General features: G+C 61.9%; 10 protein-coding genes. All 10 read right to left on the minus strand.

What is annotated here, in order from left to right; genetic code table 11:
* The 10 genes from gspG to gltB all read right to left on the minus strand — a co-directional run bounded on the left by gspG (window position 1) and on the right by gltB (window position 15,197).
* On the minus strand, window positions 1–456 hold the full coding sequence (gene gspG / locus V7773_RS11855; protein WP_336073540.1) for a type II secretion system major pseudopilin GspG: 456 nt from the start codon (window positions 454–456) through the stop codon (window positions 1–3).
* A 3-nt stretch (window positions 457–459) separates the two neighbouring features.
* Window positions 460–1,668, minus strand: coding sequence for a type II secretion system inner membrane protein GspF (gene gspF, locus V7773_RS11860; RefSeq protein WP_092222327.1), 1,209 nt, complete (start codon window positions 1,666–1,668; stop codon window positions 460–462).
* Between the two features lie 4 nt (window positions 1,669–1,672).
* Window positions 1,673–3,145 carry a type II secretion system ATPase GspE gene (gspE, locus tag V7773_RS11865; RefSeq protein WP_092146775.1) on the minus strand — a complete coding sequence of 491 codons (1,473 nt, stop codon included), beginning with the start codon at window positions 3,143–3,145 and terminating at the stop codon, window positions 1,673–1,675.
* Window positions 3,142–5,064 (minus strand): type II secretion system secretin GspD, encoded by a 1,923-nt coding sequence (gene gspD / locus V7773_RS11870; protein WP_336073542.1) that lies wholly within the window; start codon window positions 5,062–5,064, stop codon window positions 3,142–3,144. Before gspD ends, gspE begins: the two co-directional genes overlap by 4 nt.
* Window positions 5,065–5,072: 8 nt before the next feature.
* Window positions 5,073–5,597, minus strand: coding sequence for a type II secretion system protein N (locus tag V7773_RS11875; protein ID WP_092222321.1), 525 nt, complete (start codon window positions 5,595–5,597; stop codon window positions 5,073–5,075).
* Window positions 5,594–6,139 carry a cytochrome b gene (locus V7773_RS11880; protein ID WP_336073606.1) on the minus strand — a complete coding sequence of 182 codons (546 nt, stop codon included), beginning with the start codon at window positions 6,137–6,139 and terminating at the stop codon, window positions 5,594–5,596. The genes V7773_RS11875 and V7773_RS11880 overlap by 4 nt, the downstream gene beginning before the upstream one ends.
* A 66-nt stretch (window positions 6,140–6,205) precedes the next feature.
* Window positions 6,206–7,669, minus strand: a complete 1,464-nt coding sequence (gbpA, locus tag V7773_RS11885) for an N-acetylglucosamine-binding protein GbpA (RefSeq protein WP_092146780.1) — start codon at window positions 7,667–7,669, stop codon at window positions 6,206–6,208.
* 339 nt (window positions 7,670–8,008) lie between these two features.
* The gene (gene hemE, locus V7773_RS11890; RefSeq protein WP_336073544.1) at window positions 8,009–9,076 is read right to left on the minus strand and encodes a uroporphyrinogen decarboxylase; all 1,068 of its coding nucleotides are present in this window, start codon (window positions 9,074–9,076) and stop codon (window positions 8,009–8,011) included.
* A 220-nt stretch (window positions 9,077–9,296) separates the two neighbouring features.
* Window positions 9,297–10,715, minus strand: a complete 1,419-nt coding sequence (locus tag V7773_RS11895; protein WP_003196992.1) for an FAD-dependent oxidoreductase — start codon at window positions 10,713–10,715, stop codon at window positions 9,297–9,299.
* 33 nt (window positions 10,716–10,748) lie between these two features.
* The gene (gene gltB / locus V7773_RS11900; RefSeq protein ID WP_063323299.1) at window positions 10,749–15,197 is read right to left on the minus strand and encodes a glutamate synthase large subunit; all 4,449 of its coding nucleotides are present in this window, start codon (window positions 15,195–15,197) and stop codon (window positions 10,749–10,751) included.
* Window positions 15,198–15,494: the final 297 nt, after the last annotated feature.

The raw sequence follows: 15,494 nt of genomic DNA on the forward strand, positions 1-15,494 counted from the left end.
TCACTCAGCCCAATTGCCGATGTCGGCAGCAAAGCCCTCGCCGCCCAGCAGGCCGTCGGCACCCAGCGAGTACAGGTCGTAACCGCCATCGAGCGCCTTGAGGCCAGGATTGAGGTACTGATAGGGCGTGCCCCAAGGGTCGACCGGCAGGCTCTTCAGATACCCCTGGGGGTTCCAGTTTTTCGCGGCTGGCGTACCGGAAGGACGCTTGCTCAACGCCTCCAGGCCCTGCTGGGTCGAAGGATATTGAGCATTGTCGAGACGGTACATTTCCAGGGCCGTGGCAATCGCCTGGATATCAGTGCGCGCGGCCGTGACCTTGGCTTGGTCAGGCCGGCTCATAAACTGCGGCACGACGATGGCGCCGAGGATGCCGATAATGACCACCACCACCATGATTTCGATCAGGGTGAAACCACGCTGGGGGCGTACCGGTCGGTTGTTTTGAAGTGTCATGGGTCAATTCACCAATTGGTTGAGGCTCAAGATAGGAAGCAGAATGGCCATGACGATCAGCAGCACGACGCCGCCCATCAGCACCAACATGGCCGGTTCGAAAAGGCTCACCACCAGCGCGATGCGTGCCGCGAGGCTGGCCTCTTGTTGTTCGGCGGCGCGGGCCAACATGCTGTCGAGTTCGCCGGCTCGTTCACCGCTGGCGATCATGTGCAGCATCAGCGGCGGGATATCCCCGCCCAGTTCCAGGCCACGGGTCAGGGTGCCACCCTCGCGGACCGAACGGGCCACGTCGGCCATGCGTGCGCGAATGGTCAGGTTGCCGATCACCTGGGCGGCAATGTGCAAGGCCTCCACCAGCGGCACCGCGCTTTTGCTCAGGATCGCCAAGGTGCTGGCGAAACGGGCCGCTTCCATGGCCCGCAGCACCTCGCCCAACAACGGCAGCCTGAGCAACAAGCGGTGCCAACGCAGGCGCCACGCCGGTTGGCGCAGGCTCCAGCGCCACAGCCCGAGCAGCCCGGCCAGGGCCCCGAGCAGCAGCAGACCGTAGCGACGCAAGCCGTCGCTCATCGCAATCAGCGCCTGAGTCAGCCAAGGCAACGGCTGGCCACTGTCGACGAAAATCTTCACCACATCCGGCACCACGTAGCCCAGCAGGAACGCAACAATCGCGACGCAGGCCAGCATCAGAATCAGCGGGTACACCAACGCCAGTTGAATGCGCTGGCGCGACGCCTGGCGCGCCTGGGTGTAGGTCGCCAATTGCTCCAGCACCTGACCCAAGTGGCCGGATTGCTCGCCTGCGGCAACGGTGGCGCAGAACAGCTCGGGAAACGCCTGGGGAAAGGCCCTCAGGGCCGTCGCCAATGCGTGGCCTTCCATCACCCGGCTGCGCACCGCCGCCAGCAGGTGGGCGACACGGCGCTTCTGGCTCTGTTGCGCCACCGCTCCCAGGGATTCTTCGAGGGGCAGGCCGGCCTGGATCAAGGTGGACAACTGCAACGTCAGCAATGCCAGATCTGCCGGGCTCAACCACGTTCCGGCGTGCCACCCGCCCAGGGTTCGCGGTTCCTTCGCTGCAAGCAGTTCGCAGGGCAGCAAGCCGCGCTCGCGCAGCAACTGGCGAGCATGGCGCGGGCTGTCGGCTTCCACACGGCCCTTGCAGCGGCGGCCCTGGGCGTCCTCGGCCCGATAGTCGAAGGTCGGCATGGTGCTAATCCTCCTGGGTAATGCGCAGCAGTTCGTCGACGCTGGTCAGGCCTTCCAGCACCCGCTGGCGACCGTCCTGAAACAGGCTGCGGGAGGTCTTGCGCGCCTCGGCGGCCAGCGCCTGCTCGGTGGCGCCCTGATGAATCAGTTGCGACAGGGCGGCGCTGACATTCACCAACTCATAGATACCAAAGCGTCCGCGATAACCCTTCTGGCATTGCTCGCAGCCCTGGGCCTTGAACAACCGGGGCGCGGCACCGGCATCGAGGCCCAGGCGCCGACACGTAGCGGCGTCGGCCACATAAGGCGTCTTGCAGGACGGGCACAAGGCCCGCAACAAGCGCTGGGCGACGATGCCGGCCAGGGACGACGCCAGCAGATACGCATCCACGCCCATGTCCACCAACCGCGTGACCGCGCCGACGGCGGTATTGGTGTGCAGGGTCGAGAGCACCAGGTGGCCCGTCAGCGACGCCTGGACGGCGATTTCGGCGGTCTCGCGGTCGCGTATCTCGCCGACCATCACCACGTCCGGGTCCTGGCGCAAAATAGCCCGCAAGCCACGGGCGAATGTCATGTCGACCTTCGGGTTGACCGGCATCTGGCCGATGCCCGGCAGGTGATATTCGATGGGGTCTTCGACGGTGAGGATGTTGCGACTCTGGTCGTTGATGCTGCTCAAGGCCGCGTACAGGCTGGTGGTCTTGCCCGACCCCGTGGGACCGGTCACCAACACGATGCCGTGGGGTTTGCCGAGCAATAGCCGCAGGTCGGCGAGGGTGTCGTCGGGCAGGCCCAGGCGATGCAGGTCCAAACGCCCGGCCTGCTTGTCGAGCAAGCGCAACACCACGCGCTCGCCATGGGCCGAAGGCAACGTGGAGACCCGTACATCGACTTCATGGCCGGCCAGGCGCAAGGCCATTCTCCCATCCTGGGGTACGCGCTTTTCGGCGATGTCCAAACGGGCCATGACCTTGATCCGCGACACCAGCAAGTTCGCCAGTTCCCGGCGCGGGCGCAGCATTTCCTGCAACTGCCCGTCGATGCGCATGCGCACCGACAGGTATTGCTCGAACGTTTCCAGGTGCACGTCCGAGGCCTGTTCGCGGACTGCCTCGCTGAGCAGCGCGTTGATCAGCCGGATAATCGGCGCATCACCTTGTTGCTCCAGCAAGTCGGTAGTCTGCGGCATTTGGTCGGCCAGGCTGAGCAGGTCCAGCTCTTCGTCCAGGCCCTGGGCCACCTGCTCGGCGGCACTCTGGCCCTGGCGATAGACGCTGGCCAGGCGCGCGGCGAACAGCGTCGGTTCCAGCACCTGGATGGGCAAATCCCGCCCGCACAGGCGCCGCACTTCGGCCACGGCGGTCAGGGGCGTGTCGCCGCGCATCACCAGGCTCAAGGTCGGCCCCTCGCCTTCGAGCAGCACACCGAAACGTCTGGCGAAACCAAAGGGCAACGGGGCCTGCGGTTCAGTCACAAGGCCCCCGCACGCTGTTGCGAATCGGCCGCTGATGCATCCTTGGATGAGTCGAACAACTGGCGGGCATCCCGGGGCAAGAGCAGCGAGTTGTTTTTCCGCGAGCCGGGCCTGCTCAGTTCCCGGAGCGCGTCGTAGCGCTGGCGACTCACATCGGCCAGGTCTTCGCTGCTACGCACGATGGTCGGGCGCAGGAACACCATCAAGTTGCTTTTGGTCTGGGTGTCGCGGTTCCAGCGAAACAACGCGCCCAAGTAGGGAATACTGCGCAGCAGCGGCACACCGCTTTGCTGGCTGCGGACACTGTCGCGGATCAGGCCGCCGATCACGATGATCTCGCCATCGTCCGCCAGGATCGTGCTCTTCAAGGCGCGCTTGTTGGTGATCAGATCGGAGGAATCGACTCCGGAAACAGACGGTGCGATGTCCGAAACTTCCTGCTCGACTTCAAGGCGCAAGGTCGAGCCTTCGTTGATGTAGGGCTTGACCTTGAGGCTGATGCCGACGTCCTTGCGCTCCACGGTGGTGAACGGATTGTCCGCACCGTTGCCGCTGGTGGCATAGGAACCCGTTTTGAACGGGACGTTCTGGCCCACGATGATTTCCGCTTCCTGGTTATCCAGGGTGAGCAGGCTGGGGGTGGAAAGCAGGTTGCTGTGAGTATCGCTCGCCAGCGCCGAAACCAGTGCACTGAAGCGGTCACCGCCCAGCCGCAGGAATGCGCCTTCAGTCTTTTTATCCAGCTTATTGAAGTCCAGGCCGACGATCGGAATGTCAGTTCCCGGGAAATTGATGCCACCTGTCGCGCTGCCGCTCTTGACTCCCCACTGCACCCCCAGCGCTTCGGAAATATCTCCGCTCACCTCGACGATGGCCGCATGAATGAGCACCTGGGCCCGGGGTTGATCCAGCTCCCGGACGATGTTCTCGATGATGCGGACCTGGGCCGGCTCGGCGATCATGACCAAGGCATTCTGGCTTTCATCGGCCTTGATCCTGAAGGGGCTGGACCCCGCGGTTTCCCGTTGGCCAGCAAGGACCGGGGTGGTTTTCCTATCCTGCCCGACACCTTCCAGGACCTCGGCCAACTGTTTGGCATCGCTGTGACGCAGACGGATGACCCGCGCGTTGTCCTGGGAAGCGGCTGCCGGCACGTCCAGGGTCCGGGCCAGGTCGACCAGGCGTTGACGCACCGCTGGCGCGCCGATGATCACCAGCCGGTTGCTGCGGGCATCGGCGATCACCACGCCCGCCGTTTCCCCCTCGCGCTTGCCGCCGGAGGCTTCCACGAGTGGGGCGATGTCCCCGGCCTGGGCGTGCTTCAAGCGCACCACCACGTGATTGCGGTTGCGTCCTGAATCCAACCGTTGCACCACGCCGGCGATGCGCTGGACGTTGGCCGCCGTGTCGGTGACCACCAAGGCGTTGGACGAGACCGAAGGGCCGACGTAACCATTGGCCGATACCAAGGGGCGGATCAGCCCGGCGACGTCGGCAGCGACACTCGATTGCAGGTCGAGGACCCGGGTGATGAACTGCGACGGTGTGGCGCTTTGTTCGTCGGCGATACCGGCACGCGTCTTGGCATCGCTGACCGGGGTGATCAGGATCCGCTCGCCTTCGTCGATCACGGTGAAGTTGTGTGCATCGAGTACCGAATAGAACAACCGACGTACCCCCTCGCGGTCCAGCGCTTGACGGGACATGACCGTAATGCGCCCTGACACCCGGGGATCGAGCACCACGGTCTTGCCCAGGATCGCCGAGAATTCCTCGACCACGTCGCGCAGTTCCGCGTTGTTCATCGCCAGTTGCCACTGGGCCTCCTCGGCTCGCAGCGAAACGGGAAACGTCAGTGGACACACCACTGCAAGGCCGAACAGGACGCGTGCTACACGGCCCCGGATAAAGCTGTTCATGAATTCGATCACTCTGATTGCCCGGCCACCGGGCGTAGGTATTGCGTGGAAACAAGCGTGGCATGGTGCCCGTCTTCGGGGGTCAATCGGCGCAGCAAGGGCTTGGCGTCTTGTTGCAGGGAAAGGCGCTCTTCACGTCCGTTGCGCCACAACGTCACATGGCCGGCTTCGACCCGACGCAGCACGCTGCCACCGGGCAAGCGCTCACCCACCTGGTAAATGCGCGGGCCGGCGGCGTCCGCCAACAATGCCCGCGACAAACCTTGGCCGGCGACAAAACTGGCCTGCAACGTAATCGGTTCGGCGCTTGGCGCCTGGGCACCTTCAGGCGCCAGGCCAAGCACGGTCGCCACGGCTTGCACGTTGGGCAGGTCACGAACCGGAACCATCGGCGGGTCCGCCGGCACCGGCACATCACGACCCAAACCCTGGTGAAAGCGCCACTCTTGTCCGGCCAGCAATATCCCGTAAAGCAGCGGCACGAGCACCAGCAGCAGTCTCGGCAGGCGGCGGCCAAGGAAAGACAGGCTCACCTTTGCGCTCTCCGGCTCATCGCGCCAGCTGGCTTGGCGAAAGACATTCGTCGTACCACCCTGCGCCCGGAAAACTCATGCCAGAGCACCGCGCACAGGTGCAGCGCAATCAGCATCGAAAGCACCACGCAAGACAGGCTATGGAGGGTGTTGGCCAGTTCGATCAGCGCCGGATCAGCCAATGGTTGAGGAAAGCGAACAAGGCCGAAGACACTGATGGTGCTTTTCATCATCAGTACGCCGGTCACCAGCACGACGCTGATGGTCAGGTAGATCAGCGCATGCACCACCAAGGCCAGCTTCTTGTTCAATGAAAGCGCTGCCCCACGGGGCTCCAGCTCACAAAAAAACAGCCAGGCCCGCCACACGAAAAACGGAATGAACAGCGTGGTCAACGACACATTGAGTGAGCCGATCCAGTGTTCGGTCGAAGCTGACACCGGGTTGAAAGCCACATAAAAACCGGACACCAACGTCCATAAAATAATCACCGCCGACAGCCAGTGCAGCAGCACCCGTCGCTTGGAATAATTGGAATGCATCATCGCGCCCTCGCTTGAAGGCTTCAGGCAACCCGGTGGGCCGCCTGAAGCCATGCCTGTCAGGACTTACAGCTTGTCCCAGGCGCTTTGCCAGGAGGCACCGACACCCGGTTCAAAACCGTTCGAGGTCGGGCTGTACTGCTTGCAGTAGCCGGACGCCGGGAACGGCTTGCACTCGAAGACTTCGTCAGTCTTGGGCTGCAGCACTTTCGTGCCGGCGGTGTAGTCACTGATGCCTTCAGGGAACACGAAGTCGTACTCGATGCCGGCGCCCTCACCGGTCAGGGTGACGGTCTGGGTCTCCTGGCGCGTGGTACGCCCATCTTCGGTGGTGCCCACCAGCGTCAGGGTGTGGGCGCCCGGGGCGCTGCGCACGTCCAGGCTCAGGCCGGTACTGCCTTCACCCACGGCCTGGCTGACGGTACCGACCTGCTTGTTCTTCTCATCGAACAGTGCGGCTTCGAGGTTCATTCGGCGGTTTGTCTGCGCGGTGAACGCCATGCTGACCCGACCTTTATCGAGCACGTACTCTGGCTGCAGGGAAGAAATTTCCATGCTGGCGCTGGCGTCTTCCTGCATGTCCAACTGCACTTGATAGCCAGTCACACCGCTTTCTTTCTGGGCGTACAGCCTGTTGGTACCTTTGACCGGCGCGATATTGCCGTCTTCACCACGAATACCGGCACGAATCAGGGCATGGGTGTTAATGGCTTCGGCCAGTTTGAACGACCAATTCTCAGGCTTGCCTTCTTCAGCGTTGTCGATACTGATTTCTACGCTGTACTCAGCATTTTCGCCGGTGGCGGAGAATGCACGGGCCTTGACCTTGTCACCCGCCAGCAACGGAGTCGATGGCGTAATGCTGCCCACCGGCAACCAGCCGCCCGGCAATGCGGCTTCGGCGAGAATGTTCACATCCACCGGGTTGTAGAACGCGTTATCCGTGTCGCCCACTGTCCAGACGGCGAGGATGACGTGATGACCCGATTTACTGTCAGGAATGACGCAGTTGTGCGGGGCACCGCTTACCGGAATTTGATGACCGCCATCCACCGTACAGAACGGCGTGCTGTCGAACGAGGAGCGCTTGAGCGCTTGGTTCGGCTTCCAACCGTCGCGGGTAATGAAGTATTCGTGTTTGCTCGTCCGGTGCGCTGCGTCGTATTTCCATTGGAAGGTAATGTTGCGGTCCCTGATTTCGGTCAGGTGCCAGCGCGAAGCCGATTGCGCATCAAGAGCGGAGAAGTTGGCGTTGCCGCCGCTGGCGATCTTGCCGTCGATAGGGCCTTGCAGTGGCCCACCACCGGCTCCATTCGGGAAGCCCTTGAAGGTCTCGCCGGTACTATGCGGCTCGTATTGCGCGCCACCGCAGTTTAGGTTGACACCTTTCTGGCACAACAGCGCACGAGAAGGCGGCACTTCGACGAAACCATGTGCATGCACACCTTGGGACGCCACCATGGCCGACAACAGCACTAACGACGAAGCACACCCCGTTAATACATTGCCCTTATTGAAGTTATTTTTCATATAAGTTCCAGACTACTCATCGAGATTGAAAAGACGAATCACCGTCATCTTGAAAGGCGCGCCGGATCGTTCAGCGCCAGACCTAACAAGCGCCGAACCTTATAGAAAGTTGAACAGTTCCTATGTAGGAAAAATCTCTCAAAATAGAAGGAATGATCTCTGAAGCTATTTCTCTTACATAGCTTGAGAAACTTCTTACGAACAGAAATAACTATCAAACAAAAACAAACAGACACATCAGACAAAACAACTGACGCTTTACATTTAACAAATAAAAAACAGGCGAAAAAAAGCCTGTCCGGCACGGGTCCGGACAGGCTGGCTGACGCTGGAAAACGATTACTGGTGGTACTGCGCCGACAACTCATGCACCGCCCGCAGGAAGGCCCCAGCGTGTTCCGGGTCGACTTCCGGGGTGATGCCATGGCCGAGGTTGAACACATGGCCACTGCCGCTGCCATAGCTGGCCAGGATGCGCCCGACTTCTGCGCGGATGGCTTCAGGCTTGGCGTAAAGCACGGTCGGGTCCATGTTGCCTTGCAGGGCAACCTTGTGACCGACACGCTCGCGGGCGTTACCGATGTCGCAGGTCCAGTCCAGGCCCAGGGCGTCGGCGCCAGCATCGGCGATGCTTTCCAGCCACAGGCCGCCGTTCTTGGTGAACAGGATCACCGGGACTTTGCGACCCTCGTGCTCGCGGATCAGGCCACTGACGATCTTGCGCATGTAGGCCAGGGAGAATTCCTGGTACGCCGCCGCCGACAGGTTGCCGCCCCAGGTATCGAAGATCTGCACGGCCTGCGCACCGGCCAGAATCTGGCCGTTGAGGTAGGCGGTGACCGACTGGGCCAGCTTGTCCAGCAACAGGTGCATGGCTTGCGGATTGTCGTAGAGCATCGCCTTGGTCTTGCGGAAGTCCTTCGACGAACCGCCTTCGACCATGTAGGTCGCGAGCGTCCACGGGCTGCCGGAGAAACCGATCAGCGGCACGCGACCATTGAGTTCACGGCGAATGGTGCTGACCGCGTCCATGACGTAGCCCAGGTCTTTCTGCGGATCGGGAATCGGCAAGGCCTCGATGTCGGCCAGGGTGCTGATGACTTTCTTGAAGCGCGGGCCTTCGCCGGTCTCGAAGTACAAGCCTTGGCCCATGGCATCGGGAATGGTCAGGATGTCGGAAAACAGGATGGCCGCGTCCAGCTGCGGATAGCGATCCAGCGGCTGCATCGTCACTTCGCAGGCGAACTGTGGGTTCATGCACAGGCTCATGAAGTCACCGGCCTTGGCGCGGCTGGCGCGGTACTCCGGCAGGTAGCGACCAGCCTGGCGCATCATCCACACCGGGGTGACGTCAACGGGTTGCTTGAGCAGGGCGCGAAGGAAACGGTCGTTCTTCAGGGCAGTCATGTCGGCATCCGGAAAAAAAGTGCGGGCATTTTCTCAGAGCGCGACGCAAAAGGCACGGCAAGAGCCGTGCCTTTTATCTATCGGGGCAATTTGTCGCGGTTTAACTGATCGTTCCTACGCTCTGCGTGGGAATGTCTCAAGGGACGCTCCGCGTTCCAAGGGGGACGCAGAGCGTCCCGGGCTGCATTCCCACGCAGAGCGTGGGAACGATCAACAGCGGTCAGACTTGCAGGTAATCCAGAATCCCTTCCGCCGCATTGCGGCCTTCGAAGATGGCCGTCACCACCAGGTCTGAACCACGGACCATGTCGCCACCGGCGAAGATCTTCGGGTTGCTGGTCTGGTGCTTGTACTGGCCCTGTTCCGGAGCCACCACGCGGCCCTGGCTGTCGGTCTGGATGCTGAACTGCTCGAACCACGGCGCCGGGCTTGGGCGGAAGCCGAAGGCGATGACCACGGCGTCGGCCGGGATGATTTCTTCGGAACCGGGGATCGGCTCGGGACTGCGGCGGCCACGGGCGTCCGGCTCGCCGAGACGGGTCTCGACCACCTTCACGCCTTCGACTTTGTCTTCGCCGACAATGGCGATCGGCTGGCGGTTGTAGAGGAACTTCACGCCTTCTTCCTTGGCGTTCTTCACCTCTTTGCGCGAACCGGGCATGTTGGCTTCGTCACGACGGTAGGCGCAGGTCACCGACTTGGCGCCCTGGCGGATCGAGGTGCGGTTGCAGTCCATCGCCGTATCGCCGCCGCCGAGCACCACCACCTTCTTGCCTTTCATGTCGACGAAATCTTCCGGCGACTTTTCAAAGCCCAGGTTGCGATTGACGTTGGCGATCAGGAAATCCAGGGCATCGTACACGCCCGGCAAGTCCTCTCCGGCAAAGCCGCCCTTCATGTAGGTGTAGGTGCCCATGCCCATGAAGACCGCATCGTATTCTTCGAGCAGTTGCTCCATGGTCACGTCCTTGCCCACCTCGGTGTTCAGGCGGAACTCGATGCCCATGCCGGTGAAGACTTCGCGACGATTGCTCAGCACAGTCTTTTCCAGCTTGAACTCGGGGATGCCAAAGGTCAGCAAGCCGCCGATTTCCGGGTTCTTGTCGAACACCACCGGGGTCACGCCGCCACGCACCAGCACGTCGGCACAGCCCAGGCCCGCCGGGCCGGCACCGATGATTGCCACGCGCTTGCCGGTCGGTTTGACCTTGGACATGTCCGGCCGCCAGCCCATGGCGAACGCGGTGTCGGTGATGTATTTCTCCACCGAACCGATGGTCACCGCGCCAAAACCGTCGTTGAGGGTGCAGGCACCTTCACACAGGCGATCCTGCGGGCACACCCGGCCGCAGACTTCCGGCAGGGTGTTGGTCTGGTGGGACAGCTCGGCGGCCTGGAGGATGTTGCCCTCGGCCACCAGTTTCAACCAGTTGGGAATGAAGTTGTGCACCGGGCACTTCCATTCGCAATACGGGTTACCGCAACCCAGGCAGCGGTGGGCCTGGTCGGCCGACTGCTGGGGTTTGAAAGGCTCGTAGATTTCCACAAACTCTTTCTTGCGTTGACGCAACAGTTTCTTCTTCGGATCCTTGCGCCCGACATCGATGAACTGGAAGTCGTTATTCAGACGTTCAGCCATTGTTAAAACCTCATCAAACTCTTCAGGCGCATATCACTGCGGGTTGGCACGAGTGCTGGAAAGCAACGACTTCAGGTTGGCAGCCTTGGGCTTGACCAGCCAGAAACGGCGCAAGTAGTCATCGAGGTTCTCGGCGAGTTCACGACCCCACTCGCTGTCGGTTTCCGCGACGTACTCGTTCAGCACGTTTTGCAGGTGGCTGCGATAGGCTTCCATCGCCTCGCCGCTGATCCGCTGGATTTCCACCAGTTCGTGGTTGACCCGGTCAACGAAGGTGTTGTCCTGGTCGAGCACGTAGGCGAAACCACCAGTCATGCCAGAGCCGAAGTTATAACCGGTCTTGCCCAGCACACAGACAAAACCACCGGTCATGTACTCGCAGCAGTGATCCCCGGTGCCTTCCACCACAGTGTGGGCCCCGGAGTTACGCACGGCAAAACGCTCGCCTGCGGTGCCGGCGGCGAACAGCTTGCCGCCTGTGGCGCCGTAGAGGCAGGTGTTGCCGATGATGGCACTGTCCTGGGTCTTGTAGACGCTGCCCTTGGGCGGAACGATGACCAGCTTGCCGCCGGTCATGCCCTTGCCCACGTAGTCGTTGGCATCGCCTTCCAGGTACATGTCCAGGCCACCGGCGTTCCAGACGCCGAAGCTCTGGCCTGCGGTGCCCTTGAAGCGGAAGGTGATCGGCGCCTTGGCCATGCCCTGGTTGCCGTGCTTGCGGGCGATTTCGCCGGAGATCCGTGCGCCGATGGAACGGTCGCAGTTGCAGATATCCAGGTCGAACTCGGCACCGCTCAGGTCGTTGATCGCCGCAGCGGCCATGTCGACCATCTTCTCGGCCAGCTCACCCTTGTCGAATGGTGGGTTGCGATCAACCTGGCAGAACTGTGGCTTGTCTGCCGGAATGTAATCGCTGCCCAGCAATGGGGTCAGGTCCAGGTGATGCTGCTTGGCGGTCTGGCCTTCGATCACTTCCAGCAGATCGGTACGGCCGATCAGCTCTTCGAGCGAACGCACGCCCAGCTTCGCCAGCCACTCACGGGTTTCTTCGGCCACGTAGGTGAAGAAATTCACCACCATGTCCACGGTACCGATGTAGTGGTCCTTGCGCAGCTTGTCGTTCTGGGTCGCCACGCCCGTGGCGCAGTTGTTCAGGTGGCAGATGCGCAGGTATTTGCAGCCCAGGGCGATCATCGGCGCGGTGCCGAAGCCGAAGCTCTCGGCGCCGAGGATGGCGGCCTTGATCACGTCCAGGCCGGTTTTCAGGCCGCCGTCGGTCTGCACCCGGACCTTGCCGCGCAAATCGTTGCCGCGCAGGGTCTGGTGAGTTTCGGCCAGGCCCAGTTCCCACGGTGCACCGGCGTACTTGATCGAGGTCAGCGGCGATGCGCCGGTGCCGCCGTCGTAGCCGGAGATGGTGATCAGGTCGGCATAGGCCTTGGCCACGCCGGCCGCGATGGTGCCAACGCCCGCTTCCGCCACCAGTTTCACCGAGACCAGCGCCTTGGGGTTCACCTGCTTGAGGTCGAAGATCAGTTGCGACAAGTCTTCGATCGAGTAGATGTCGTGGTGCGGCGGCGGCGAGATCAGGGTCACGCCAGGCACCGCGTAGCGCAGCTTGGCGATCAGGCCGTTGACCTTGCCGCCAGGCAGCTGGCCGCCTTCGCCGGGCTTGGCGCCCTGGGCAACCTTGATCTGCAGCACTTCAGCGTTGACCAGGTATTCCGGCGTCACACCGAAGCGACCGGTGGCCACCTGCTTGATTTTCGAGCTCTTGATGGTGCCGTAGCGCGCCGGGTCTTCGCCGCCTTCGCCGGAGTTGGAACGCGCACCGAGGCGGTTCATGGCTTCGGCCAGGGCTTCGTGGGCTTCCGGGGACAAGGCACCCAGGGAAATACCGGCCGAATCGAAGCGCTTGAGCACCGACTCCAGCGGTTCTATTTCACTGATGTCCAACGGCGTGTCGAGGGTCTTGACCTTGAGCAGGTCGCGAATCATCGACACCGGACGGTTGTCCACCAGCGAGGTGTATTCCTTGAACTTGCTGTAGTCGCCCTGCTGCACGGCGGCTTGCAAGGTGTTGACCACGTCCGGGTTGTAGGCGTGGTACTCGCCACCATGGACGAACTTCAGCAGGCCGCCTTGCTGGATCGGCTTGCGCGGACTCCAGGCTTCGGCCGCCAGGGCTTTCTGTTCGGCTTCGATGTCGACGAAACGCGCCCCTTTGATGCGGCTCGGCACGCCACGGAAGCTCAGCTCGCAGACTTCTTCCGACAGGCCGATGGCCTCGAACAGTTGCGCGCCACGGTACGAGGCGATGGTCGAGATGCCCATCTTCGACAGGATCTTGAGCAGGCCCTTGGTGATGCCCTTGCGGTAATTCTTGAAGACCTCATAGAGGTCGCCCAGCACTTCACCGGTACGGATCAGATCGCCCAGCACTTCATAGGCCAGGAATGGATACACCGCCGAGGCACCGAAACCGATCAGCACCGCAAAGTGATGCGGATCGCGGGCGGTGGCGGTCTCTACCAGGATGTTGGAGTCGCAGCGCAGGCCTTTTTCGGTCAGGCGATGGTGCACCGCGCCGGTGGCCAGCGAGGCGTGGATCGGCAGTTTGCCCGGCGCGATGTGACGGTCGCTCAGCACGATCTGGGTACGACCGGCGCGCACGGCTTCTTCCGCCTGATCGGCAACGTTGCGGATCGCCGCTTCCAGGCCGACGCTTTCGTCGTAGTTCAGGTCGATGACCTGGCGCGCGAAGCCCGGACGGTCGAGATTGGTCAGCGAGCGCCATTTGGCCGGGGAAATGACCGGCGAGCTGAGGATCACCCGCGAGGCATGCTCCGGCGACTCCTGGAAAATATTGCGCTCGGCACCGAGGCAGATTTCCAGGGACATCACGATCGCTTCGCGCAGCGGGTCGATCGGCGGGTTCGTCACCTGGGCGAACTGCTGGCGGAAATAGTCGTAAGGCGTGCGCACGCGCTGCGACAGCACGGCCATCGGCGTGTCGTCACCCATGGAGCCGACCGCTTCGTAGCCCTGCTCGCCGAGCGGACGCAGCACTTGGTCACGCTCTTCGAACGTCACCTGGTACATCTTCATGTACTGCTTGAGCTGGTCGACGTCGTAGAACGCCGAACCGTGGTCGTTGTCTTCCATGGTCGCCTGGATGCGCAGGGCATTCTTGCGCAGCCATTGCTTGTATGGATGACGGGACTTGAGACGGTTGTCGATGGCGTCGGTGTCGAGGATCTGGCCGGTTTCGGTGTCCACGGCAAAGATCTGGCCCGGGCCTACGCGGCCCTTGGCGATGACGTCTTCGGGCTGGTAGTTCCAGACGCCGATTTCCGAAGCCAGGGTGATGAACCCGTTGGTGGTGGTGACCCAGCGCGCCGGCCGCAGACCGTTACGGTCCAGCAGGCACACGGCGTAGCGACCGTCGGTCATGACGATACCGGCCGGGCCATCCCACGGTTCCATGTGCATGGAGTTGTATTCGTAGAAGGCCCGCAGGTCCGGGTCCATGGTCTCGACGTTCTGCCACGCCGGCGGCACCAGCATGCGCACGCCGCGGAACAGGTCGATGCCACCGGTCACCATCAACTCGAGCATGTTGTCCATGCTTGAGGAGTCCGAACCCACGCGGTTGACCAGCGGGCCGAGTTCTTCGAGGTCGGGCATCAGGTCGTTGGCGAACTTGGTGCGACGGGCCACGGCCCAGTTGCGGTTGCCGGTGATGGTGTTGATCTCGCCGTTGTGGGCGAGGAAGCGGAATGGCTGGGCCAGCGGCCATTTCGGCAGGGTGTTGGTGGAGAAGCGCTGGTGGAACACGCAGATCGCGGTTTTCAGGCGCTCGTCGCTCAGGTCCGGATAGAAGGCGGTGAGGTCCGCCGGCATCATCAGGCCTTTGTAGATGATGGTCTTGTGGGAAAAGCTGCAGATGTAGTGATCGGTGTCGGCGGCATTGGCCACGGACGAACGACGACGGGAGCTGAACAGCTTGATCGACATGTCCTGGTCGCTCAGGCCTTCGCCAGCGATGAATACCTGTTCGATCTGCGGCAGGCGCTCGAGCGCCAGGCGGCCGAGGACACTGGTGTCGATCGGCACTTTGCGCCAGCCGACCAGTTGCAGGCCGGCGGCCAGGATCTCGCGATTCATGTTTTCGCGAGCCGCCTGGGCCTTCACCGGGTCCTGATTGAAGAACACCATGCCCACGGCGTACTGCTTGGGCAGGGTCACGCCAAACGTTTCCTGGGCAATGGCACGCAGGAACTCGTCGGGCTTTTGAATCAGCAAGCCACAACCGTCGCCGGTCTTGCCGTCGGCGTTGATCCCACCACGGTGGGTCATGCAGGTCAGGGCCTCAATGGCCGTTTGCAAAAGGGTGTGGCTGGGCTCGCCCTGCATATGAGCTATCAGGCCGAAACCGCAGTTATCCTTGAATTCATCTGGTTGGTACAGACCTGCTTTCATAGACACTTTCTCACCAGGCTGCCTCTAATCGAGGCAAATTTCTTTTCAATTCAACCAGTTGCATGCCGCGCCGAACGTACGCCAGCTTTGCGGGGGCAAAAGGGAGGTCATTGTACACACCGACACAGAGGCTCACAAATTTGACGACGAACTGTCGCAAATCCATGTCGCATTTGTGAAAGGTTTAAAGCTATATGCTGTGCTAGTCAAAACTTTTTTGGGTTCGACCGCTACGACTCAAACACTACTGTGACGCAGACACCACAAGGCGCGCGGCCTGAAAGGTCGCCCGCCCCT

The organism is Pseudomonas sp. 3JA (assembly GCF_036961705.1).
Classification (GTDB): domain Bacteria; phylum Pseudomonadota; class Gammaproteobacteria; order Pseudomonadales; family Pseudomonadaceae; genus Aquipseudomonas; species Aquipseudomonas fluorescens_Q.

Coding starts and splice junctions, on each gene's coding strand:
- gbpA (WP_092146780.1), bottom strand. CDS start 7,669: ATGAAAAATAACTTCAATAAGGGCAATGTATTAACGGGGTGTGCTTCG.
- gspF (WP_092222327.1), bottom strand. CDS start 1,668: ATGCCGACCTTCGACTATCGGGCCGAGGACGCCCAGGGCCGCCGCTGC.
- gspD (WP_336073542.1), bottom strand. CDS start 5,064: ATGAACAGCTTTATCCGGGGCCGTGTAGCACGCGTCCTGTTCGGCCTT.
- V7773_RS11880 (WP_336073606.1), bottom strand. CDS start 6,139: ATGCATTCCAATTATTCCAAGCGACGGGTGCTGCTGCACTGGCTGTCG.
- gspG (WP_336073540.1), bottom strand. CDS start 456: ATGACACTTCAAAACAACCGACCGGTACGCCCCCAGCGTGGTTTCACC.
- gltB (WP_063323299.1), bottom strand. CDS start 15,197: ATGAAAGCAGGTCTGTACCAACCAGATGAATTCAAGGATAACTGCGGT.
- hemE (WP_336073544.1), bottom strand. CDS start 9,076: ATGACTGCCCTGAAGAACGACCGTTTCCTTCGCGCCCTGCTCAAGCAA.
- V7773_RS11895 (WP_003196992.1), bottom strand. CDS start 10,715: ATGGCTGAACGTCTGAATAACGACTTCCAGTTCATCGATGTCGGGCGC.